The 21,533-nt window shown below is 70.1% G+C and carries 17 protein-coding genes; 10 read left to right on the top strand and 7 right to left on the bottom strand.

What is annotated here, in order from left to right:
• Nucleotides 1-829: 829 nt before the first annotated feature.
• The gene (locus tag ACFU8W_RS21520; RefSeq protein WP_384039501.1) at nt 830-2,833 is read right to left on the bottom strand and encodes an ABC transporter ATP-binding protein; all 2,004 of its coding nucleotides are present in this window, start codon (nt 2,831-2,833) and stop codon (nt 830-832) included.
• On the bottom strand, nt 2,830-4,686 hold the full coding sequence (locus ACFU8W_RS21525) for an ABC transporter ATP-binding protein (RefSeq protein WP_384039503.1): 1,857 nt from the start codon (nt 4,684-4,686) through the stop codon (nt 2,830-2,832). The genes ACFU8W_RS21520 and ACFU8W_RS21525 overlap by 4 nt, the downstream gene beginning before the upstream one ends.
• Before the next feature lie 181 nt (nt 4,687-4,867).
• Here ACFU8W_RS21525 and ACFU8W_RS21530 point away from each other — a divergent pair, with 181 nt between their 5' ends.
• From ACFU8W_RS21530 to ACFU8W_RS21545, 4 genes are read left to right on the top strand one after another with little or no spacing between them, the layout of a single operon-like run.
• Nucleotides 4,868-5,797 carry an ABC transporter ATP-binding protein gene (locus ACFU8W_RS21530; RefSeq protein WP_384039506.1) on the top strand — a complete coding sequence of 310 codons (930 nt, stop codon included), beginning with the start codon at nt 4,868-4,870 and terminating at the stop codon, nt 5,795-5,797.
• 1 nt (nt 5,798) lies between these two features.
• Complete coding sequence (locus ACFU8W_RS21535; protein WP_384039509.1) at nt 5,799-6,593, top strand: ABC transporter permease; 795 nt, start codon at nt 5,799-5,801, stop codon at nt 6,591-6,593.
• Between the two features lie 32 nt (nt 6,594-6,625).
• Nucleotides 6,626-7,915: a histidine kinase gene (locus ACFU8W_RS21540; protein ID WP_384039512.1), complete on the top strand. Its 1,290-nt coding sequence runs from the start codon at nt 6,626-6,628 to the stop codon at nt 7,913-7,915.
• A gap of 23 nt (nt 7,916-7,938) precedes the next feature.
• Nucleotides 7,939-8,589: a response regulator transcription factor gene (locus tag ACFU8W_RS21545; protein WP_345510238.1), complete on the top strand. Its 651-nt coding sequence runs from the start codon at nt 7,939-7,941 to the stop codon at nt 8,587-8,589.
• 24 nt (nt 8,590-8,613) lie between these two features.
• Here ACFU8W_RS21545 and glgX read toward each other — a convergent pair whose 3' ends face one another.
• On the bottom strand, nt 8,614-10,893 hold the full coding sequence (gene glgX / locus ACFU8W_RS21550) for a glycogen debranching protein GlgX (protein WP_384039515.1): 2,280 nt from the start codon (nt 10,891-10,893) through the stop codon (nt 8,614-8,616).
• Nucleotides 10,894-11,587: 694 nt separating this feature from the next.
• Here glgX and ACFU8W_RS21555 point away from each other — a divergent pair.
• The 5 genes from ACFU8W_RS21555 (at nt 11,588) to ACFU8W_RS21575 (ending at nt 16,912) form a co-directional block, all read left to right on the top strand.
• Entirely contained in the window at nt 11,588-12,841 is a 1,254-nt protein-coding gene (locus ACFU8W_RS21555) for an Ig-like domain-containing protein (protein ID WP_384039518.1), read from the top strand.
• An 87-nt stretch (nt 12,842-12,928) separates the two neighbouring features.
• On the top strand, nt 12,929-13,696 hold the full coding sequence (locus tag ACFU8W_RS21560; RefSeq protein WP_266981313.1) for an enoyl-CoA hydratase/isomerase family protein: 768 nt from the start codon (nt 12,929-12,931) through the stop codon (nt 13,694-13,696).
• A gap of 251 nt (nt 13,697-13,947) precedes the next feature.
• Complete coding sequence (locus tag ACFU8W_RS21565; protein WP_384039521.1) at nt 13,948-14,463, top strand: ATP-binding protein; 516 nt, start codon at nt 13,948-13,950, stop codon at nt 14,461-14,463.
• Between the two features lie 425 nt (nt 14,464-14,888).
• Complete coding sequence (locus ACFU8W_RS21570) at nt 14,889-15,701, top strand: polysaccharide deacetylase family protein (RefSeq protein ID WP_384039524.1); 813 nt, start codon at nt 14,889-14,891, stop codon at nt 15,699-15,701.
• Nucleotides 15,701-16,912, top strand: coding sequence for a beta-propeller fold lactonase family protein (locus tag ACFU8W_RS21575; protein WP_384039527.1), 1,212 nt, complete (start codon nt 15,701-15,703; stop codon nt 16,910-16,912). The genes ACFU8W_RS21570 and ACFU8W_RS21575 overlap by 1 nt, the downstream gene beginning before the upstream one ends.
• A 19-nt stretch (nt 16,913-16,931) precedes the next feature.
• On the opposite strand, the gene ACFU8W_RS21580 is transcribed toward ACFU8W_RS21575, so the two are convergent.
• On the bottom strand, nt 16,932-17,570 hold the full coding sequence (locus tag ACFU8W_RS21580) for a GNAT family N-acetyltransferase (protein WP_384039529.1): 639 nt from the start codon (nt 17,568-17,570) through the stop codon (nt 16,932-16,934).
• Between the two features lie 142 nt (nt 17,571-17,712).
• Between ACFU8W_RS21580 and ACFU8W_RS21585 the strand changes: the two genes are divergently transcribed.
• Nucleotides 17,713-17,928, top strand: coding sequence for an EF-hand domain-containing protein (locus ACFU8W_RS21585; protein WP_037690105.1), 216 nt, complete (start codon nt 17,713-17,715; stop codon nt 17,926-17,928).
• 205 nt (nt 17,929-18,133) lie between these two features.
• Here ACFU8W_RS21585 and ACFU8W_RS21590 read toward each other — a convergent pair whose 3' ends face one another.
• From ACFU8W_RS21590 to ACFU8W_RS21600, 3 genes are read right to left on the bottom strand one after another with little or no spacing between them, the layout of a single operon-like run.
• Nucleotides 18,134-19,621 (bottom strand): carboxylesterase/lipase family protein, encoded by a 1,488-nt coding sequence (locus ACFU8W_RS21590; protein ID WP_384039532.1) that lies wholly within the window; start codon nt 19,619-19,621, stop codon nt 18,134-18,136.
• Entirely contained in the window at nt 19,618-19,965 is a 348-nt protein-coding gene (locus tag ACFU8W_RS21595) for a hypothetical protein (protein WP_384039535.1), read from the bottom strand. Before ACFU8W_RS21595 ends, ACFU8W_RS21590 begins: the two co-directional genes overlap by 4 nt.
• Before the next feature lie 33 nt (nt 19,966-19,998).
• Nucleotides 19,999-21,489 (bottom strand): long-chain fatty acid--CoA ligase, encoded by a 1,491-nt coding sequence (locus ACFU8W_RS21600; protein WP_384039538.1) that lies wholly within the window; start codon nt 21,487-21,489, stop codon nt 19,999-20,001.
• Between the last annotated feature and the right edge of the window lie 44 nt (nt 21,490-21,533).

Consider the following 21,533-nt stretch of genomic DNA (forward strand, 5'->3'; position numbering starts at 1 on the left):
TCAACAAGTTGGCCGGAATTCGTCCGTTGCCAGAAAGGTCATGTTCGTTAAGCGGACGTTTCGCCGATCGTTACCGGGAGGGTGTCCACGGTCCGGAGCGGCCGATTTCGACGAGCGGGTCCGGGTCGAGCTCGAACACATCGTGTTCGAACGGAGCGTTCGGCGCGGGGTCGTGGTCACCGGCCGAAAGTGTCTTGAATTGTGGCTCGTTCTGAACGGGTCAGCCCTTGTCGTGCAGCAAAGACCAGGTAAAGCGTCGGGCGACGCGGCCGGCCGTGGCGGCTTCCGCTCGGTTCGCAAGGACAAGGACACGGACAAGGAGGAGGAAAGAGGCGGCTCGCGGTGGCTCGCTCTGCGTGCCGTGCGGGCCCCGGGCTCAGAAGGGAGTTGGCTCCCTCGAGGACCGGCGTGTGAGGGCCTGCCGACACCGCGCGGGCCGGGGCGAATTGCTGAGCTTGCCGAGATCGCCGGGCGGTCCACGCGGGCCTCGGGCGAGCACCCCGGCCGTCCGCGACTTCTGCGGCACGGCTCCACACCGACAGCGGCGAGGGCGTGCGAAGTCCTCGATCGGTGGCAGAGCATGCGGTGATCCGCACGGTGACCCGGACCACGCCCGGCAACGCAGGGAGCTCCTGGCCAAGGCGCGGACGGCCCGGGAACACGTGCTGTTCCTGGGCCGTGGTGACGACCTGGCAGTGCGACGGGGTGGGGTCAGGCCGGCAACGACACCTGGCCCACCGCTACCGAGCCGGTGCGCGGCACCGCCGCACCGCCGGTCGTCCGCCCGGCGTGGTTGTGCCGACGCCGGTGGTTGTTGCCGGGAAGCGGGTCAGGCCAGGCTTTCCCGCCAGGCGCGGTGGAGCCCGGCGAACCGGCCGGTACCGCCGATGAGTTCGGACGGGGAGCCGTCCTCAACGATCCGGCCGTGCTCCATGACCAGTACCCGGTCCGCGATCTCCACGGTCGACAGCCGGTGGGCGATCACGACCGCGGTGCGGCCGTGCAACACCGTGTCCATGGCCTGTTGCACGGCGCGCTCGCCGGGGATGTCGAGGGAGCTCGTCGCTTCGTCGAGGATCAGGACCGCTGGGTCCGCGAGCAGGGCGCGGGCGAAGGCGACCAGCTGGCGCTGGCCCGCCGAGATTCGCCCGCCCCTCTTGCGGACATCCGTGTCGTACCCGTCGGGCAGTCCGCTGATGAAGTCGTGCGCGCCGATCGCCTTCGCGGCCCGCTCGATCTCCTCGCGAGAGGCCTCCGGACGGCCGATGGCAATGTTCTCGGCGACCGTCCCCGAGAAGAGAAACGCCTCCTGGGTCACCATCACGACACCGCGCCGCAGTTCGGGCATGGCCAGATCACGCAGATCCGTCCCGTCCAGCAGCACCCGGCCGTCGGTCGGGTCGTAGAACCGGGCCAGCAGCTTGGCGAGCGTCGACTTCCCGGCTCCTGTCGAGCCGACCACGGCCACGGTCTGCCCCGCCGGGATCGTCAGATCGAAGCGGGGCAGCACTTCGCCGCCCGTGCGGTAGGCGAACCTCACCGAGTCGAAGGAGACGTCCCGCCCCGGGTGTTCACCCGTGCGGGCAGGCAGCTCCCGCGGGTTCGTCGCCTCGGGGACGGTGGGCGTCTGGGCCAGCAGTCCCGCGATCTTCTCCAGCGAAGCCGCGGCCGACTGGTAGGAGTTGAGGAACATGCCGAGCCGGTCGATCGGGTCGTACAGCCGTCGCAGGTAGAGCACGGCCGCGGCAAGCACGCCGAGCGCGAGCGTCCCTGAGGCGACTCGGTACGCACCCCACAGCACGATCCCGGCGACCGCCGTGTTGGCGACCAGCCGGGAGCCGACCACGTAGCGCGCCATCTCCAGCAGTGCGTCGCCGTTCGTCCGGCTGTGCCGCTGGTTGAGCCGCTCGAATTCTGTGTCGTTGATGCGCTCGCGACGGAACGCCTGGACGGGACGGATCCCGTTGATCGTCTCCGCGAACTTCACGATGACCGATGCGATCGCTGTCGACCGGGCGGTGTAGATCACCCCGGCGCGCCGCTGGTAGAGCCGCACCAGCAGATACAGCGGTACGAACGAGAGGACGGCGACCGTTCCGAGACCGACGTCCAGCCACAGCAGCAACAGCGAGATGGAGATGAAGGAGAGCACGACGCCGATCAGTTCCTGCAGCCCCTCGCTGAGCAGCTCCCGCAGCGACTCCACATCCGTGGTGGACCGGGAGATCAGCCGACCCGAGGTGTAGCGCTCATGGAAGTCCACGCTCAGTGCTTGCGCGTGACGGAAGATCCGCCCCCGGAGATCGAGCAGCACGTCCTGGTTGATCCGGGCAGAGGCCTGGATGAACGCGTACTGCATGCTCCCCGCGCCGGCCGAACAGAGCGCGTAACCGATCGCCACGGCGATCAGCGGTCCGTAGTCCTTGTCGCGGAGCGCGGGTACGCCGCTGTCGATGGCGTAGGCGACGAGCAGCGGACCCACCTGGACCGCGGCCTGCTGGATCAGCAGGAACAGGGCGGCCACCACCACCCTGCCCCTGAGCGGGCCGAGCAGGGAAAGCAGCAGGGTGCGGGTCGCGCCGCGCGGAGTGGGCAGGTCGTCCTGGTCGAAGGGGTCCTGGGCGCCGGAGGCGGAGCCGGGCCCTGGCGCGGCCTCCGGCGGCTTCCGTGTGGTGTCGTCCGGTCCTGTTGCCGGCCGGTCACGGGTCAGGGTGTCCGTATCCGTACCCCTGGCCGCGTCTGCAGAGCCGGTGGTTGCGCCGGTGCCGCTCAGGTGCTCGTTCTCGTCGCTGCCGCCCGCTCCCGCGGGGCGTCCGGTCGTTGCGTCGGTCATCGGGTGCTGTCCTTCTCGGCAGGGACGACCATGGCAGGCATGCCGTCGGTGGACAGGAATTCGGGTGTGTCCCCGGCGCCGGACATCAGCCAGGCGTACTCGGCGTTGCTGCGCAGCAGTTCCTGGTGGGTGCCCACGGCGCTGATCCGGCCCTCGGACAGCAGCGCCACCCGGTCCGCGAGCATCACGGTGGACGGCCGGTGGGCGACCACGATGGCGGTGGTCGACTCGAGCACGCGCCGCAGGGCGGCCTCCACCAGCGTCTCCGTATGTACGTCCAGGGCGGAGAGCGGGTCGTCGAGCACCAGGAAGCGCGGCTGCCCGACGACGGCGCGAGCCAGTGCGAGGCGCTGCCGCTGGCCTCCGGAGAGACTGAGCCCCTGCTCGCCGACCTGGGTGTGGATGCCTTCCGGCAGGTCGTACACGAAGTCGGCCTGGGCGATCGAGAGCGCCCGCCGCAGCTCGTCCTCGCTGGCGCCGTCGGCGCCCATGAGGACGTTCTCCCCGACGCTCGCCGAGAAGAGTGTCGGCTCCTCGAACGCCACGGACACCAGCTCACGCAGCTGTTCGCGCCGCATGGCGGTGATGTCGGTGCCGTCCAGCGTGATCCGCCCGGCGGTGGCGTCGTGCAGCCTCGGGACGAGGGCGGTGAGCGTCGTCTTCCCCGATCCCGTGGCCCCGACCAGGGCCATCGTCTCGCCGGGGCGGATCCGCAGATCGATCCGGGCCAGCACGGGCGCGGAGCCCGACTCCGCGTCGGGGTAGCGGAACTCGACGCCTTCGAAGACCATTCCGCCGTCCGCGTGCTGCTGCGAGTTCGGCGGGGAGGACTGCGAGGAAGACTCCCCGGCGGTCTCGCGCTCCTCCGCGGTATCCATCACCTCGAAGAACCGCTCGGTCGCCGTCGCCGACTCCTGACTCATCGCCAGAAGGAAACCGATCGACTCGACCGGCCAGCGCAGCGCGAGAGCGGTCGACAGGAACGCCACCAGCGTGCCCGCCGAGAGATCTCCGTCGGCGACCTGGATCGTGCCGAGAACCAGCGCCGCGCCGATCGCCAGCTCCGGGATCGTGGTGATGAAGGCCCAGATGCCGGCCAGCAGCCGGGCCTTGTCGAGTTCGGTGCCGCGCAGTCGCTGCGAGAGGCCGCGGAAGGCCAGGGCCTGGCTCCGGTGCCTCCCGAAGCCCTTGATGATCCGGATGCCGAGGACGCTCTCCTCGACGACCGTCGTCAGATCGCCGACCTGGTCCTGGGCCTTGCGCGCCACCACCGCGAACTTCGTCTCGAAGACGGAGCAGAGAATCACCAGCGGCACGACCGGCACGAGCAGCACCAGGCCCAGCGTCCACTGCTGCACCAGCAAAATGATGAAACCCGCCAGGATGGTGGTGGCGTTGACCAGGAGAAACGTCAGTGGGAATGCCAGGAACATGCGCAGCAGCATCAGGTCCGTGGTTCCGCGCGACAGCAGCTGCCCGGACGGCCAGCGGTCGTGGAAGGCCACCGGCAGCCGTTGCAGATGCCGGTACAGGTCGGCCCGCATCGAAGCCTCGACGCCCGCCAGCGGCCGCGCCACCAGCCATCGCCGCAGCCCGAAGAGCAGTGCCTCGGCGATGCCCAGTACCAACAGGTACAGCGCACCGAGCCAGACTCCGCCCGGATCACGGTGCGCGACCGGGCCGTCCACGATCCACTTCAGTACGAGGGGTATCACCAGGCCGAGGCAGGAGGCGACGATCGCCACGGCTGCCGCTCCGAACAGGCGGATACGTACAGGCTTCACGTAAGGCCACAACCGCAGCAGGGAGCGCGCGGCGGACCGGTCCTTGGGCTCTACATGTGTTTCGGGCATCAGGGGCGAGCCTACGGTTCACCTCTGACATCGCTCATCTGGTTTTCGTCGCTCTGTCGACATCTCGCCCCCAATGGCCCGAGACTGCCCGGTCGTACCCCGGAGTCAACCGATCGGCGGATGTCTATCCGAGCGTGATGGCCGATGCCGCGCGGGGCCGCCCGACGGGACCCTCGTACCCATGGCAATCATCGAAGTGAACGCGGTGCACAAGGCCTACGCCGGGCGCACCGTGGTGGACGGTGTGACGTTCGCCGTCGACGAGGGGGAGATCTTCGGGATTCTCGGCCCCAACGGCGCGGGCAAGACCACGACTGTCGAATGCGTCGAAGGTCTGCGGATCCCGGACGCCGGTACGGTCCGGGTCGCCGGACTCGACCCCGTCGCCGACCACGACCGGGTGACGCGCCTGCTCGGCGCCCAGCTCCAGGAAAGCGAACTGCAGGCCAAGCTCACGGTCCGCGAGGCACTGGAGCTGTACAGCGCCTTCCATCCGGACCCCGCCGACTGGCGGTCCCTGGCCGAACGCCTCGGTCTGCACACCAGGCTCACCACCCGGTTCGCCAAGCTGTCGGGCGGTCAGAAGCAGCGGCTGTCCATTGCCCTCGCGCTGATCGGCAACCCGCGGGCCGTGGTGCTCGACGAGCTGACCACCGGACTCGATCCGCGGGCCCGCCGTGACACCTGGCAACTGATCGAAGAGGTGCGCGACAGCGGCGTGACCGTTCTCCTCGTCACCCACTTCATGGAGGAGGCCCAGCGGCTCTGCGACCGGATCGCCGTGATCGACAAGGGGCGGGTCGTCGCCCTCGACACCCCGTCCGGCCTGATCCGCAAGACCGGCAGTTCCACCGTCATCTCCTTCACTCCCTCGCAACCGCTCGCCCCCGACGATCTGGCGGCGCTCCCCGCAGCGGCATCGATCGAGCAGAAGGGCGGCCGGATCGTCATCGACGGCACCGACGAGACCGTCAACGCGGTGATCTCGCTGCTGGCCCGGCACCGCATCACCGCACATCAACTGCGCGTCTCCGAAGCGACCTTGGACGACGCCTTCCTCGACCTCACCGAGACACGGACTGAGGCAGCAGACACGGAACAGGCGGCCTGAGATGACCACACCTCTCGCATCGAACCCTCCGGCCCCCACCGCCCCCACTTCTGCTTCGACCCCCTCCCTCGCCGTCCTCACCTGCGAGGCCCGGCTCTTCCTCCGCGAGCCCGGCAGCCTCTTCTGGATCCTCGTCTTCCCGACCGTCCTGCTGACGATCCTCGGTCTGGTCCCGTCCTACCGGGAAGCCGACGACGGCCTCGGCGGCCGCCGCGTCATCGACCTGTATGTGCCGGTGGCCGTACTGCTCGCCATGATCATGTCCGGGCTCCAGGCCATGCCGCCCGTCCTTGCCGGCTATCGCGAGCGGGGCATCCTGCGCCGTATGTCGACCACTCCGGTACGTCCGTCCGCCCTGCTCACCGCGCAGATCGCCTTGCACGGCGCCGCCGCCCTGGGCTCGGCCGTGCTGGCTCTGACCGTCGGCCGGATCGCCTTCGACGTGCGGCTGCCCGGTCAGCCCGCCGGCTACCTGCTCGCCCTGCTTCTGGCGACCGCGAGCGTCCTCGCCCTCGGCGCCATGGTCAGCGCGCTCTCCCGGACCACCAAGGTCTCCGCCGCCGTCGGCTCGGTCGTCTACCTCGTGATGATGTTCACCGCGGGGGTCTGGCTACCGGTCCAGGCGATGCCCGATGTCCTCCGCCGGATTGTCGAGTGCACTCCCTTCGGTGCGGCCTCCCAGGCGCTGGACCGGGCGGCCTCCGGCGGCTGGCCGGGCTGGACGCATCTGGGGGTGATGGCCCTGTGGACGGTCCTGCCGGCTGCCGCGGCCGGCCGCTGGTTCAAGTGGGAGTGACGCTTCCGGCCGGTCCGGGGCAGACTGCGCCCATGGGAACGGGGCGCACCGGCGGGAATGCCGCAGCGGTCACCACGGCCGAGCAGTGGTGGGAACAGTTCTTCCGGTACGGGCCGTACGGTCTGCTCGGGCTGGCCACCGTCGTCTCGGCGATGTCCGCCGACCTGATCATGAGCCGCACCGGGATGTATGTGGCCGGGGTGCTGGTCCCGGTGGCGCTGGCGCTCCAGCTCGGGTGGAGCTGGAGCCGGAGCCGGCACCGGCCTGGCGGGCGGTCGCGGGCCGCGCAGCTCTACTTCACCGTACGCACGGTCGTCGCCTTCGTACTGACCTGGTGCAACCCGTTCTTCTCCATGTTCGCGCTCCTCGGCTACTTCGACGCGGCGCGCCTCCTCCCCAAGCGGGCCGCACGCGTCGGGATGCTGGCCACCGCCGTCACCATGGCGGGCTCCCAGTGCGGCAGCGGTTTCCCGCCGGACACGCTGACGAACTGGACGGCCTTCGGCATCCTCCTCGCCCTGCACAGCACCCTCGTCCTCGTCTTCGCACAGCTCGACACCCGGCAGGCCGAGCACGCCCGCACCCAGATCGACACCATCGCCGAACTGGAGTCCGCCAACGCCCGTCTCGAACAGGCCCTGGCGGAGAACGCGGGCCTGCACGCCCAACTCCTCGTCCAGGCCCGCGAGGCGGGCGTCGCCGACGAGCGGAGCCGGCTGGCCGCGGAGATCCACGACACCATCGCCCAGGGGCTGACCGGCATCATCGCCCAGCTCCAGGCGGTCACCTCCACCGCCGATTCCGACCCGGCGCTGGCCCGTGAGCACCTCGACCGCGCTGCCGCGCTCGCCCGCCACAGCCTCGGCGAGGCACGCCGGTCCGTGCGCAATCTGGTCCCCGCCGCACTGGCCCACGACGACCTGCCCGAAGCTCTCGAGAAGACGGTCGCGAGCTGGGCGGAACGGGTCGGCGTACGAGCGGAGTTCACGGTGACCGGCACCGCCGAACCGCTGCACGACGAGGTCGGGGCCACGCTGCTGCGGATCGCGGAGGAGGCCCTCGCCAACGCGGGACGCCACTCCGGGGCCTCCCGGGTCGGCGTCACGCTCTCCTTCATGGGCGACGAAGTCACCCTGGACGTACGGGACGACGGATGCGGCTTCGATCCGGTGGCCCTGCCGCCGTACCGGGGAACGGACGGTTTCGGTCTCAGCGGCATGCGCGCCCGCGCCGAACGGATCGCGGGCGCCGTCGTGGTGGAGTCGGAACCGGGCAACGGAGCAGCCGTCTCCGCCCGCGTCCCCCTCGTGCCTCATCAATGACCAGGGCGTACGGTGGGACCGCCATGGCTGACGAGACCGCACGCACCATCACCCTCATCGTCGTCGACGACCACCCCGTCGTACGGGACGGTCTGCGCGGCATGTTCGAATCGGCTCCCGGCTTCGAGGTGCTCGGCGAGGCGGCCGATGGCGTCGCGGGAGTCGATCTGGCCACCCGGCTCGACCCCGACGTCGTCCTGATGGACCTGCGGATGCCCGGCGGCGGCGGGGTCGCCGCGATCGCCGAACTCACCCGGCGCGGCGCACGTTCCAAGGTGCTTGTTCTCACCACGTTCGACACCGACTCCGACACCCTGCCCGCGATCGAGGCGGGCGCGACCGGCTATCTGCTCAAGGACGCGCCCCGCGAAGAGCTGTTCACCGCCGTGCGCGCCGCCGCCGATGGACGCACCGTGCTGTCGCCCGCGGTCGCCTCCCGGCTCCTCGCGCGGGTACGCAGCCCCGGCGCCGCGGGCCACGAGGCGCTGTCCGCCCGGGAGCGCGAGGTGCTCGAACTGGTCGCCAAGGGAACCTCGAACCGGGAGATCGCCGCCGAACTGTTCATCAGCGAGGCAACGGTGAAGAGCCATCTCACACACATCTTCGCGAAACTGGGCGCCAAGGACCGCGCCGCGGCCGTCGCGACCGCCTACGAGCGCGGCATCCTCGGCTGAGCCGGCCGTCCGCCCTGTTCCGCATCACTCCCTGACGCGCAGCAGCACCACAGACCTCGCCGGCACCGTCAGCATCTCGGAGCCGCGGTGCACGGTCCCCGGAGCGGTGGACTGGTCCTCCCGCGAGGTGTCCAGCACCAGTTCGTAGGCCTGCGCCCACGGCGGACCGGGAAGCCGGAAGCTGCTCGGGCGGTCGGCGGCGTGCAGGATTGCCAGGAAGCTGTCGTCCGTGACCTGTTCGCCGCGCGCGTCCCGGCCCGGGATGTCACGCCCGGAGAGATAGAGCCCGACGGTCGCGGCGGGTGCGTACCAGTCCTCCTCCGTCATCTCCGTCCCCTGCCGGGTGAACCACGCGAGGTCCCGCAGCCCGTCCGCGGCCTGCGGCCGGCCGGAGAAGAAGGCGCGGCGGCGCAGGACCGGATGGGTGTGGCGCAGCGCGAGCAGCCGCGCCGTCAGCTCGGTCAGTTCCCGCCACTGCGGCTGGTCGAGCAGCGACCAGTCCAGCCAGCCGATCTCGTTGTCCTGGCAGTAGGCGTTGTTGTTGCCGCCCTGCGTCCGGCCCATCTCGTCGCCCGCGACCAGCATCGGCACCCCGGTCGACAGCAGCAGGGTGGTGAGCAGATTGCGCAGCTGGCGGCGGCGCAGCGCGTTGATCCCGGGGTCGTCGGTCTCGCCCTCGGTGCCGCAGTTCCAGGCCCGGTTGTCCGACGTGCCGTCCCGGTTGCCCTCGCCGTTGGCCTCGTTGTGCTTCTGCTCGTAGCTGACCAGATCGCGCAGCGTGAAGCCGTCGTGCGCGGTGATGAAGTTGACCGATGCGTACGGGCGGCGGCCGCCCCACGCGTACAGATCGCTGGAACCGGTCAGCCGGTAGCCGAGGTCCCGTACGTCGGGCAGGGCGCCGCGCCAGAAGTCCCGTACGGCATCCCGGTAGCGGTCGTTCCACTCCGTCCACAGCGGAGGAAAGGCGCCGACCTGGTAGCCGCCGTTGCCGACGTCCCATGGCTCCGCGATGAGCTTCACCCGGCGCAGCACCGGGTCCTGGGCGATCACCGCGAGGAACGGGGACAGCATGTCGACGTCGTGCATCGAGCGGGCCAGCGCCGCCGCCAGATCGAAGCGGAAGCCGTCGACGCCCATCTCGGTGACCCAGTACCGCAGCGAGTCCGTGATCAGTCGCAGCACATGCGGCTGCACCACATGCAGGGTGTTTCCGCAGCCGGTGTAGTCGGTGTACCTCCGGGCGTCGGACTGGAGCCGGTAGTAGCCGCGGTTGTCGATGCCGCGCAGTGACAGCATCGGACCCAGCTCACTCGCTTCCGCCGTGTGGTTGTAGACCACGTCGAGGATGACCTCGATCCCGGCGTCGTGCAGCGCCCGCACCATCCGCTTGAACTCGCCGACCTGCTGGCCTCCCGTACCGCTCGCCGAGTAGTCCGCGTGCGGAGCGAAGTAGCCGATGGAGTTGTATCCCCAGTAGTTGTGGAGTCCGCGCCGCAGCAGGTGGTCCTCGTGGGCGAACTGATGCACCGGCAGCAGCTCCACCGCAGTCACGCCGAGCCGCGTCAGATGGCCGATGGCCGCCGGGTGGGCGAGCCCGGCGTATGTGCCCCGGAGTTCCTCCGGGATCTCCGGGTGCCGCTTGGTGAAGCCACGCACATGCAGTTCGTAGATGACGGAGTCGGCCCACGGGGTCTTGGGGCGCCGGTCCTCCGCCCAGTCGTCGTCATCGTGGACGACGACACCCTTCGGTACGTACGGAGCGGAGTCCCGTTCGTCCCGGACGGTGTCGGCGACCTGTTGCTGCGGCCAGTCCCGCACATGGCCGTAGACCTCGGCCGGGAGGGTGAACGAGCCGTCCACCGCACGTGCGTACGGATCGAGCAGCAGTTTCGCCGGGTTCCAGCGGGCACCCGTCCAAGGGTCCCAGCGGCCGTGCACCCGGTAGCCGTACCGCTGACCCGGCTGTACATCCGGCACGAAACCGTGCCAGATCTCATGGGTCAGCTCGGTCAGCGGGAGGCGTGTCTCGCCCCCCTCCTCGTCGAAGAGACAGAGCTCGACCGCCTCGGCCCCGCCCGCCCAGAGCGCGAAGTTGGTGCCCGCCACCCCGTCCGGGCCCACCCGGAAACGGGCTCCGAGCGGCATCGGCGCACCGGGCCACACGGCCGGAGGCCGCTGCCCGCCGTCGAGAACCCGCTTTTCCAGCGGGCCGGTCCCCGCCTCGGCCCCCGCCTCCTTCGACGTCCGCTCCAGAACCTTCCTGACCGACTCCCGCACTGCCTCCTGCTCGGCTGCGCTCGACACCTCTCAGCCTCCCGCGGCTCATCGGACCCGGCGCCGAAGAGGAGCACACGGCGTCCCGGCCGCGGCTCCCCGAATGTGGTCCTCCCCTCTGTTCTGCCCACAGCGGGGCCCGCACTCACGTTTCCCCCGCCGGCCCTGGTCGTTGCGGGGGCGTGAACCACAGCGCGAGGAAGGCAGGGGCGAGCACGGTCACCGCGCTGACATGGGCAGGACCGCTCGCCGTACTGGCCGCGCTGTTCGTGCCGACCGGCCGAACCTGACAACAGGTCGACCGTCGGCACCGGCATGACCGTGACCCTTCGGCCGGACGCTCATCGGGGGCGTCGTCGAGGTCGTCGACTCCAAGGACAGCCACGTCGCGCCGGACGACGGGCTCGACGGACGGAACCTGAACCGGACCCGGTGGAAGGCGGGCTCCGCGCTCCGTTGACGCGCGTCCGCGCCGAAGCTCCCTGGGGCCACCCGACGGTGTTCCGAAACGGAACGGACCGGCGGGCGCCGTCGCGTCCCGACCAGGCGTCACCTGGTGGAGTCTTGGGACAACTTGGGACTGAACGGTGACATCCTTGGGGGGATCTCTCAAAGGTCCGTGTGATTTCCTTTCGCTAGCGCGCATGTGCAGCGCGCGGGGGTAGGAGCCTGCAGGCTCCCGGGGCCATGGCGGGGCCAGGCCGTGTGAGGGGAGACGACCACATTGAACGGGCAGCCGATATCGGGGACATCGGTCGGGGCGGACAGCGGACGGCGTGGTCGGGGGACCACCGGACTGCTGGCTCTGGTACTGGGTGCGCTGCTGTTGCTGGTGACGGCGTGCGGCGGGGGAGACACCGACGCCGGGGACAAGGGCGGGAAGAGCGGCGGCAGCAGGAGCGCGGACACGACCGCCTCGCAGGCGGTGGTGACCGTCGCGCCCAAGGACGGTGCCGACTCGGTCGCCACGAGCGGGGCGCTGAAGATCTCGGCCGAGCAGGGCAAGCTGACCACGGTCGAGGTCGCGGACCCCAAGGGAGTCGAGGTCGAGGGCAAGATCGCGGCGGACGGCGCGAGCTGGGAGCCCGAGCAGCACCTGGCCGCGGCGACGAAGTACACGGTCCACGCGATCGCCAAGGACGCCAAGGGCCGTGAGTCGGCCAAGGACACCACGTTCACCACGCTGGTCCCGAAGAACACCTTCATCGGGCAGTACACGCCGGAGGACGGTTCCACGGTCGGCGTCGGCATGCCGGTCTCGATCCACTTCACCCGCGGTATCACCGACCCCGAAGCGGTCGAGAAGGCCATCGAGGTGACGGCGGAGCCGGCGGTACAGGTCGAGGGTCACTGGTTCGGCAACGACCGCCTGGACTTCCGCCCGGAGAAGTACTGGGCCGCGGGCACCAAGGTGACCGTGAAGCTCAACCTCGACGGCGTCGAGGGACGCCCGGGGGTTTACGGCAAGCAGGCCAAGACGGTCTCGTTCACCATCGGCCGCAGCCAGGTCAGCCATGTCGACGCGAGCACGCACCGGATGAAGGTCGTCCGTGACGGCAAGCAGATCAAGAACATCCCGATCTCCGCGGGCGCCCCTGCGACCACCACGTACAACGGTCAGATGGTCATCAGCGAGAAGCTCAAGGTGACCCGGATGAACGGTGACACCGTCGGCTTCGGAGGCGAGTACGACATCAAGGACGTGCCGCACGCGATGCGTCTGTCCACGTCGGGCACTTTCATCCACGGGAACTACTGGGGCGCGCCCTATGTCTTCGGTTCGACCAACACCAGCCACGGCTGCGTCGGTCTGCAGGACGTGCGCGGCGCGTGGAGCAAGAAGACCCCGGCCGCCTGGTTCTTCGACAACTCGCTCATCGGCGACGTCGTGATCGTGAAGAACTCCCACGACAAGACCATCCAGCCGGACAACGGCCTCAACGGCTGGAACATGACCTGGGCGGAGTGGACCAAGTAGTCCGCGAAGCACGACATGTCGGCGGGCCCGGTGCTGTGACCAACAGCACCGGGCCCGCCGACGTTAGCGGCGGTTAACCTGCCTCTCATGACCGTAACCCTCGAAGCAAGCGACGGCGTCGGCACGATCCGGCTGGACCGTCCGCCCATGAACGCCCTGGACGTCGCCACCCAGGACCGGCTGCGTGAACTCGCCGAGGAGGCGACGCGGCGCGACGATGTGCGCGCCGTCGTCCTCTACGGCGGTGAGAAGGTGTTCGCGGCCGGCGCGGACATCAAGGAGATGCAGGCGATGGACCACACGGCGATGGTCGTGCGGTCCAAGGCGTTGCAGGACTCCTTCACCGCGGTGGCCCGCATCCCCAAGCCTGTCGTCGCCGCCGTCACCGGTTACGCGCTCGGTGGCGGCTGCGAGCTGGCGCTCTGTGCCGACTTCCGGATCGCCGCCGACAACGCCAAGCTGGGCCAGCCCGAGATCCTGCTCGGCCTGATTCCCGGCGCGGGCGGCACCCAGCGACTGGCCCGGCTCGTCGGCCCGTCCAAGGCCAAGGACCTGATCTTCACCGGCCGTCACGTGAAGGCCGAAGAGGCGCTGGCGATCGGCCTGGTGGACCGGGTGGTGCCCGCGGCCGAGGTGTACGAGCAGGCGCACGCCTGGGCAGCCCGGCTGGCCAAGGGGCCGGCTCTCGCGCTGCGCGCGGCAAAGGAGTCGGTCGACGCGGGGCTGGAGACGGACATCGATACCGGTCTCACGATCGAGCGCAATTGGTTCGCCGGTCTGTTCGCCACCGAGGACCGTGAGCGCGGTATGCGCAGTTTTGTCGAAGAGGGACCGGGCAAAGCCAAGTTCCTCTGACCGAACGCAAGTTGGGCACAGGCTGCCGCGGATTCATCCGTGCGAGCGGATTGGCTGAGCCTTAAGGGAACCTTAAGGCTCAGTGCTCGGATGACCCCGGCAACCCCGCGCGGGCGGGGCATACGCGCAGGCCAGCGGCAGTATCGAGCGTCGCATTCTGCCACTGGCATATGCCTGACGACCACCCCGGAATGCCCCATTCCGGGGTAGGGATTCCCTCGGAACGGCCCCGGAGTGCCCGCTGTGCGGCCATGATGGTGGACATGGCGGGCCTGGAGGGTGTGGAACAGCCGCGGCAACGCAGCGGCGCGACTGCGGCACGCTGGATGTCGGCCGTCGAGGACGAACAGGCGTTCAAGGCACTGGAGTTGTTCGGAAATCCGGCGGAGGACGAAGTCCGGCTGCCCTCCCGTCCGGAGTCCGCGGCCACCGCCCGGCGGCTCACCTCCTGCGTGGTGCTGCGCCAGTGGGCGCTTTCCCCGCAGACCGCCGAGAATGCCGTTCTGCTCGTGTCGGAACTCGTCGGCAATGCGGTACGGCACACGGGTGCGCGCATTTTCGGGCTGCGGATGCTGCGCCGTCGCGGCTGGATCCGGATCGAGGTGTGCGATCCCTCGCGCGGGCTGCCGTGCCTCATGCCGGTCCAGGAGATGGACATCAGCGGTCGTGGGCTCTTTCTCGTCGACAAGCTCTCCGACCGCTGGGGGGTGGATCTGCTGCCGCGCGGCAAGACCACCTGGTTCGAGATGCGGATCTCCGACCGCTGAGCCGATCCGGCCCCCGCCCCCGTGCCCTCTGTGACGACACCCGGCACGACGCACAGAAGCCCCCGGTCGGCCGTGGTGCGGCGCTGCGGGGGCTTCTGTGTGGGGGCCGTGAAATGGGGGGTGTGTTCACGGCCGCTCTGGACGACCTGGCCCGGGTCAATGGGGGTCGTGGAACCGACTATGGCAGATGGGCGACCCGGGGTCCAAAAGCACTAATCGGATAAATCTGGTCACATCATGACTCTTTGCTAGTGAATCGTAGGTGTGATGAGTCACTGGCCTGGCAATGCATGAATGAATATGTGATTCGGCGGGTGAATCATCGAGTAATCGAGCCATCGGCGGCACTTCCTTGGCGACCCGGGAAGGAGTGTGAATGTGGGTGATTGTTATTTTTCTGACATTTCGCACCTACTGTTCTGCTCATGAAGGCCTCCGAGACGCCGGTCCACCGCCGCAGCACACTGCGCGCGGGTGCGGGGGCAGCCCTGGCCGGCGTCCTTGCGGCGGGATGTACGGACGAAGGCGGCGCCGTCAACACCTCGGCGAAGACCCCGGCCACCACCCCCGCGACGACCCCCGGGGGTGCGAAGCCCCCGGCCCCGCACCCCGCACCCGCCCCGCACCGCTTCCCCGGGCAGCCGGTCCAGATCGACCACGGTCCCCGTCACCGCGCCCGCGTCGCCCTCACCTTCCACGGCCAGGGCGATCCGGCCATCGCGCGGACCGTGCTCGCCGAGGCGGAACGGGCCCACGCCCGGATCACCGTCCTCGCCGTCGGCAGCTGGCTCGACGAGCACCCCGACATGGCCCGCCGGATCCTCGACGGCGGCCATGACCTCGGCAATCACACCCAGCACCACGCCGACATCTCGGCGATGGGCGAGTCCGAGGCATACGCGGAGATCACCGGCTGCGCCCAACGGCTGCGCCGGCTCACCGGCTCCATCGGCACCTGGTTCCGGCCCTCGCGCACCCGGTACGCCACCCCGCTCGTCCAGCGCCTCGCCCACCGGGCGGGCTACCCGCACGTCCTCTCGTACGACGTGGACTCCCTCGACTTCACCTCTCCCGGCGCCGCGGCCGTCACCCGCAAGGTCGCCGGGGAGATCCGCAACGGATCGGTGGTGAGCCTGCATTTCGGCTACGCGGACACGGTCGCCGCACTGCCGGTCCTCCTCAGCGAAATCGACCGCCGCGGCCTGCGCGCGGTGACGACCACGGAGCTGCTGACCTGATGCTCACCACCACGCGCACCGCGGCCCTGCTCGGTGGCATCCTCATCGCCGTTCTCACGGGCTGTGGCAGCCCGGCCGAGAAGGGGACGCCCGAGGCCGTCGGCACCGAGGCCGCCGCACCCCGCCCCGTCCCGGGGAATGCCACACCGGAGCAGGCCGTTCCCGGACGCGTCACGTCGCCCGGGCTCGCCGGGATGCCGCCGGTGCTCGATCCCAAGGACGTGTACGCGGCCGACCGGCCGGGCAATATGTCGCCGGCCGTCAAGGGCTTCCCGGCACGGATCTACGTACCCAACACCAACTCCAACACGGTGTCGGTGATCGACCCGAAGACGTACAAGGTCATCAAGACCATCCCGGTCGGACACCAGCCGCAGCACGTCGTCCCGTCCTGGGACCTGAAGACGCTCTGGGTGAACAACGACCTCGGCGACAGTCTGACGCCCATCGACCCCGCTACTGGGAAGCCCGGAAAGGCGGTCCCCGTCTCCGACCCGTACAACCTGTACTTCACGCCGGACGGCAAGTACGCCGTCGTGATGGCCTCGATGGACCGTGAGCTGGTCTTCCGCGATGCCCACACCATGAAGACGGCCAAGACCGTTCCGGTCGACTGCTCGGGCGTCAACCACGCCGACTTCTCCATGGACGGCCGGTACTTCATCGTCTCCTGCGAGTTCTCCGGCGAACTCCTCAAGGTCGACACGGCGAAGATGAAGATCGTCGGCAAGCAGAAGCTGCCGTTCAAGGGCGCCATGCCCCAGGACGTGAAGCTGTCGCCGGACGGCAGTACGTTCTACATCGCGGACATGATCGCGAACGGCATGTGGGTGCTGGACGGGAAGAAGTTCACCACCCCGAAGCTGCTGCCCACCGGCAAGGGGGCCCACGGGCTGTACGTCAGCCGGGACTCCAAGGTGATGTACATCTCCAACCGCGGCGAAGGGACCATCTCCGTCTTCGACTTCGCACGGAACAAGCTGACGAAGAAGTGGCGCCTGCCGAACGGTGGCAGCCCGGACATGGGTGGAGTCTCACCGGACGGCAAGGTCCTCTGGCTGTCGGGGCGTTACAACGCCGAGGTGTACGCGATCGACACGGCCACCGGAAAGCAGCTCGCCCGGATCCCGGTGGGCAGCGGACCGCACGGACTCGCCGTCTACCCGCAGCCGGGCCGCTACTCGCTCGGCCACACCGGCGTCTTCCGCTGACCACCGCAGAGTCCGTGACTCAGCCCGCGACCAGCAGCGCCTCCGAGCCCACCGGACGGTAGCCCGCCGCCTGGAACGTCCGCACACTGCGGGCGTTCCCCGGCGACTGCTGCGCCCACACCACTTCGTTGGGCACCAGGTGCCGGGCCGCCCGCGCCAGGTGCTCCCCGAGGCGGCGGCCGCGCGCCTCCTCCGCCACCTCGATCGCCGTCTCCCAGCGACCGGCGACCCCACGGCCGAGGATCAGCACCCCGCCGTCGGCCGCCCAGACCCGGACCTCGTCGCGGAACTTCATCGCCCGTGCCACCCGCGGGTGTTCCGGGTCCTCGATCTCCCGGAGCCCGATCTCCGGCTCGCCCGGCAGCGCTCCCGCGACGGTCAGCAGATCGATGGTGTTCATGTGCCGTCCGGTACGGGCCAGCAACGCGCCCAGGAAGTGCGGATTCATCGTCGCGGCGAGCGCGTCGCCCGGGGTGCCGGCCAGCGTGGCCCGTACCCAGTCCGGATCCTCGTCGGTGAACACCACCGAGTGCGCGGTGAAGGCCACCACCCCGGCGTCCCGTGCGTTCGGCTGTGCCACCACGGTCGTGGAGCCGTCCGGCGGCGGGAACCGCCCGTGTGCGGCAGCCGTCAGGATCTGGGCCAGTGCGTCGGTCATGAAGTGTTCCCCTCCCGGGTTCCCGGTCCTGTCCGCCGTCCGCGGACACCCACCCATGATCGACGACCGGCCGCCGCCATCGGTCCCCCTCGCGCCCGTTAATCTGACCTCCGTCAGTTAGGCATTACGAAGGGGCGGAACAGTGGCGGACATCGAGTCGGCGCGCAAGGCGTTCGAGCGGTACGACCTGAACGGCGACGGTCTGATTTCGGCCGCCGAGTACAAGAGCGTGATGGCTCAGCTGGGTGACCCCTACGTCACCGAGCCGGTGGCCCAGGCCGTCATCAACTCCCACGACACGAACGGTGACGGTCTCCTCACCTTCGACGAGTTCTGGGCTGCCCAGAACAAGGGCTGATCGCCGGAAGGACCCCCGGCCCTGCCCGGCCGGGGTCCGCCGGACCACCGGCCGCTCAACCCTCCGGGCGGACGGCTCGCGCCGGAGCGGCGACGGAGCGGAACCGGTCACGCACCTGCCCGGCCCGCGGTAGCCGCAGCACTCTCGGGCAGCCGCGGATCAGCCGGGTCCGCCCCGTGCGCACGCCGCCGGGCCCGTGGGGACCCTACGGCCTCTCTTCCCGGTACGGTGCCCAGCCGCGCAGTTCGTCGTTGCGCGGGGCGTGCACCACCGCGGGCGCACCGGGGCCGAAGACCATCACCGGGCGGGACGCGTCCCAGGACGGCCAGCCGGGGCCACCGGTCGCGGCGAACCGCACCCAGGCCGCATGCATCGCGTCGGCCAGCTCCTGCGGGGCGTTCTCGCCGGTCAGGGCCATGGTGTCGGGCCGGTCCAGGGTGTCGAAGACGAAGCCGATCTCCAGTGCGTGACAGGCGCCGAGCTGTCGTACCGGCGTCCGCCAGCCGAACTCGTACAGGAAGGTACGGCCGGGACTGCCGCTGCGGGCGTCGGCCAGCCGGTTCAGCGGGACGCGCAGCAGAAGATCGGTGGCGAGCGCACCGAGCAGTTCACCCGGAGTGGCTCCGGGGCGGTTCGCACGGTACGTACGCGCCGTGGCGCCCGGCACCTTGAACTTCAGCAGCGCCAGACGGAGTGTGAAGCGGCTCAACCGTTCGGTCAGCCCGCTGGGGACGAACCAGAGCCGGTACTCCTCGGTGTTCGTCCCCATCAGCAGATCGATCCCGGCGGCAGCACCCTCGCGCAGGGCCTCGGCAGGGTCGTGGGGCAGCAGATCGCCGTCCACCACGATCTGGAAGGAGTTCCCACCGGTCAGCGGGGTGCCGCCGCCCGTCACCTCGGTCTGCGCAGCCAGCAGTGCGGCCGGGGCGACCGCGGCCAGAGCCTCGGCCGTCGCCGCGACGCCCAGCCGCTTCGCGATCAGCTCCGTGGTACCCCGGCCGGCCTCCGGGGAGAGCGCGGTCGGCGCACCGCTCTGCAGCACCGCCCGCCGGAACAGTCCCTGTGAGCGCGGTGCGGCGAGCAGCGCCGCGATGGAGATCGCGCCTGCCGACTCGCCGCACACCGTGACCTGCCGCGGATCGCCGCCGAACGCCGCGATGTTCTGCCGCACCCACTCCAGGGCCGCCAGCTGGTCGAGCAGACCGCGATTGGCGGGGGCGTCGGGGAAGACGCCGAACCCTTCGATACCGAGACGGTAGTTGACCGACACGAGCACCACGCCGTCACGGGCGAACGCCGCCCCGTCGTACAGCTCCACGGCCGACGAACCGTGCAGCAGCGAACCGCCGTGGATCCAGACGAGCACGGGCAGCCCGGCCCGGGCGGGGGACGGCGTCCACACATTGAGGTTGAGGCAGTCGTCGCCCGGCACTTCGGGGTCGGGCAGCAGCTCGTCCAGCGGAGGGGAGTAGGGCCGCTTGGGGGCGGTGGGCCCGAACGTCACCGCCTCCCGCACGCCGTCCCAGCGCTCCGGCGGCTCCGGCGCCCGGAAGCGGCGGGGGCCGACCGGCGCGGCCGCGTACGGGATGCCGCGGAAGACGGCGACGCCCTGTTCGAGCGCACCGCGCACCACGCCGTGGACCGTACTGACCAGCGGAGATGTCCCGGCTATCGGGGGAGGTGCGGCAGTCATGAGGTGGCTTCAGCCCTTCTGCGGCGCGGCGGTGGCGGTTTCGACGGTGGGGTGGTGGTCGGGACTGCGGGGAGGGACAGGGCGACGGTCGACGCTCCGGCCGGATGACGGGTGACGGACCCGTCGGGGTGCAGCACGTCCACCTCGACCGGTGAGTCGATACGTACCCGCTCCGGTGCCGCATCCACCCGGATTTGGCCGTACGGGGTCGGTACCGCGCCCCGCCCCCCGGAGAGTCCACCGGGCCGTGGGGCGAAGAGGCTCAACTTCTCGGTGACGGGGAGGTGTTCACCGGGTCCGGTGCGGGCTGCGGGTGCGGTCCCGGGGCGTGCGGGGGCGGTCATGGCAGATTCTGCCTCCGGGCGGGCGGGACGCGATCAGGTCGAGGCGGTCAGGGCCCGCTTGAGGACCTTGCCGGTGGGGCCGAGCGGCAGTGCCTCGGTGAACCGGACGATCCGCGGGTACTTGTGACGGCCGAGCCGCTCCCGGGACCAGGCGATGAGTTCGTCCGCCGTCACCGGGCCGGCGTCCGTGCGCACCACGACGACCGCGCAGATCTCCTCGCCGCGCTTCTCGTCCGGTACTCCGATCACCGCCACCTCGGAGACCGCCGGATGCCGGACGAGCACCTCTTCGACCTCGCGCGGATAGATGTTGAACCCGCCCCGGATGACCAGTTCCTTCTTCCGGTCGACGATCGACAGGAAGCCGTCCGCGTCCCGCACTCCGAGATCCCCGGTGCGGAACCAGCCGTCCACCATCGCCGCCGCCGTCGCCTCGGGGTCGTCGAGATAGCCCGCGAACACATTGTGTCCGCGCACCACGATCTCGCCGGTCTCGCCGTCCGGCAGCAGTCGCACCCTGTCGTCGACCGCCGCGTCCGCGACACCGACCTCCACACCCCACACGGGGTGCCCGACCGTGCCGGGCCGGCGGCCGGTCTGCGGCTGGTTGAACGTGGCGGCGGGGGACGTCTCGGTCAGCCCGTAGCCCTCCAGGACCTGGGTCGAGAACGTCTCCTCGAAGCGTTCCAGCAAGGCTACGGGGAGTGCGGCGCCGCCCGAAACCGCGGCCCGCAGGGCGATGTTCGGCCCGGTCCCGTGCTGCGCCGCGGCCTCGACGAGCGCGTGGTACATCGTGGGTACCCCCATGAAGACGCTGACATTTTCGGCGGCCAGAAGTTCCAGCGCGCCCGCACCGCTGAACCGCCGCATCAGGACGAGCGTCGCCCCGGCCCGCAGTGTCGCGTTCATCGCGCAGGTCTGCCCGTAGCTGTGGAAGAGGGGCAGACAGCCCAGGATCACGTCGTCCACGCCCGTGCCCAGCAGGTCGGTGGCGATCACGGACGCGTTCATGACGATGTTGAGGTGCGTCAGCATGGCCCCCTTGGGCCGGCCGGTCGTTCCGCTGGTGTAGAGGATCACCGCGGTGTCGTCCGGCGCGGCGGGCTCCGGCGCGGGCAGCGGTGCGCCACCCGTCGGTACACCGCGCACCGCCCGTACGCCCGCGGCGCGCGCCCCCTCCTCGGCCACCGGCCACAGCGGACCGTCGCTGATCAGGGCCACGGAACCGCTGTGCCGCAGCACGTACGCCACCTCGTCGGCGACCAGCAGCGCATGCACGGGCACGACCGTCGCACCGGCGGCGAGCGCCCCGTAGTACGCGTACAGGAACTCCACCGCATTGGGCAGCAGCACCGCCACCCGGTCGCCCGGCCGTACCCCGGACTCGCGCAGCGCCCCCGCGCAGCCCAGTGCCTGTGCCCACAGGTCCCGGTAGGTGATCCGCGCACCCGAGTCGACCACCGCGACGCGCTCGGGGTACCTGCGGGCTGACTCACCCAGGACAGTGGCAACGCTGAGAAACATGACACGCTCCAGGAAACATGGCGTCGACGCGGCGGCTCTTGCTG

Origin of the sequence: Streptomyces sp. NPDC057565 (assembly GCF_042801455.1) — a bacterium.
Classification (GTDB): Bacteria; Actinomycetota; Actinomycetes; order Streptomycetales; family Streptomycetaceae; genus Streptomyces; species Streptomyces yanii.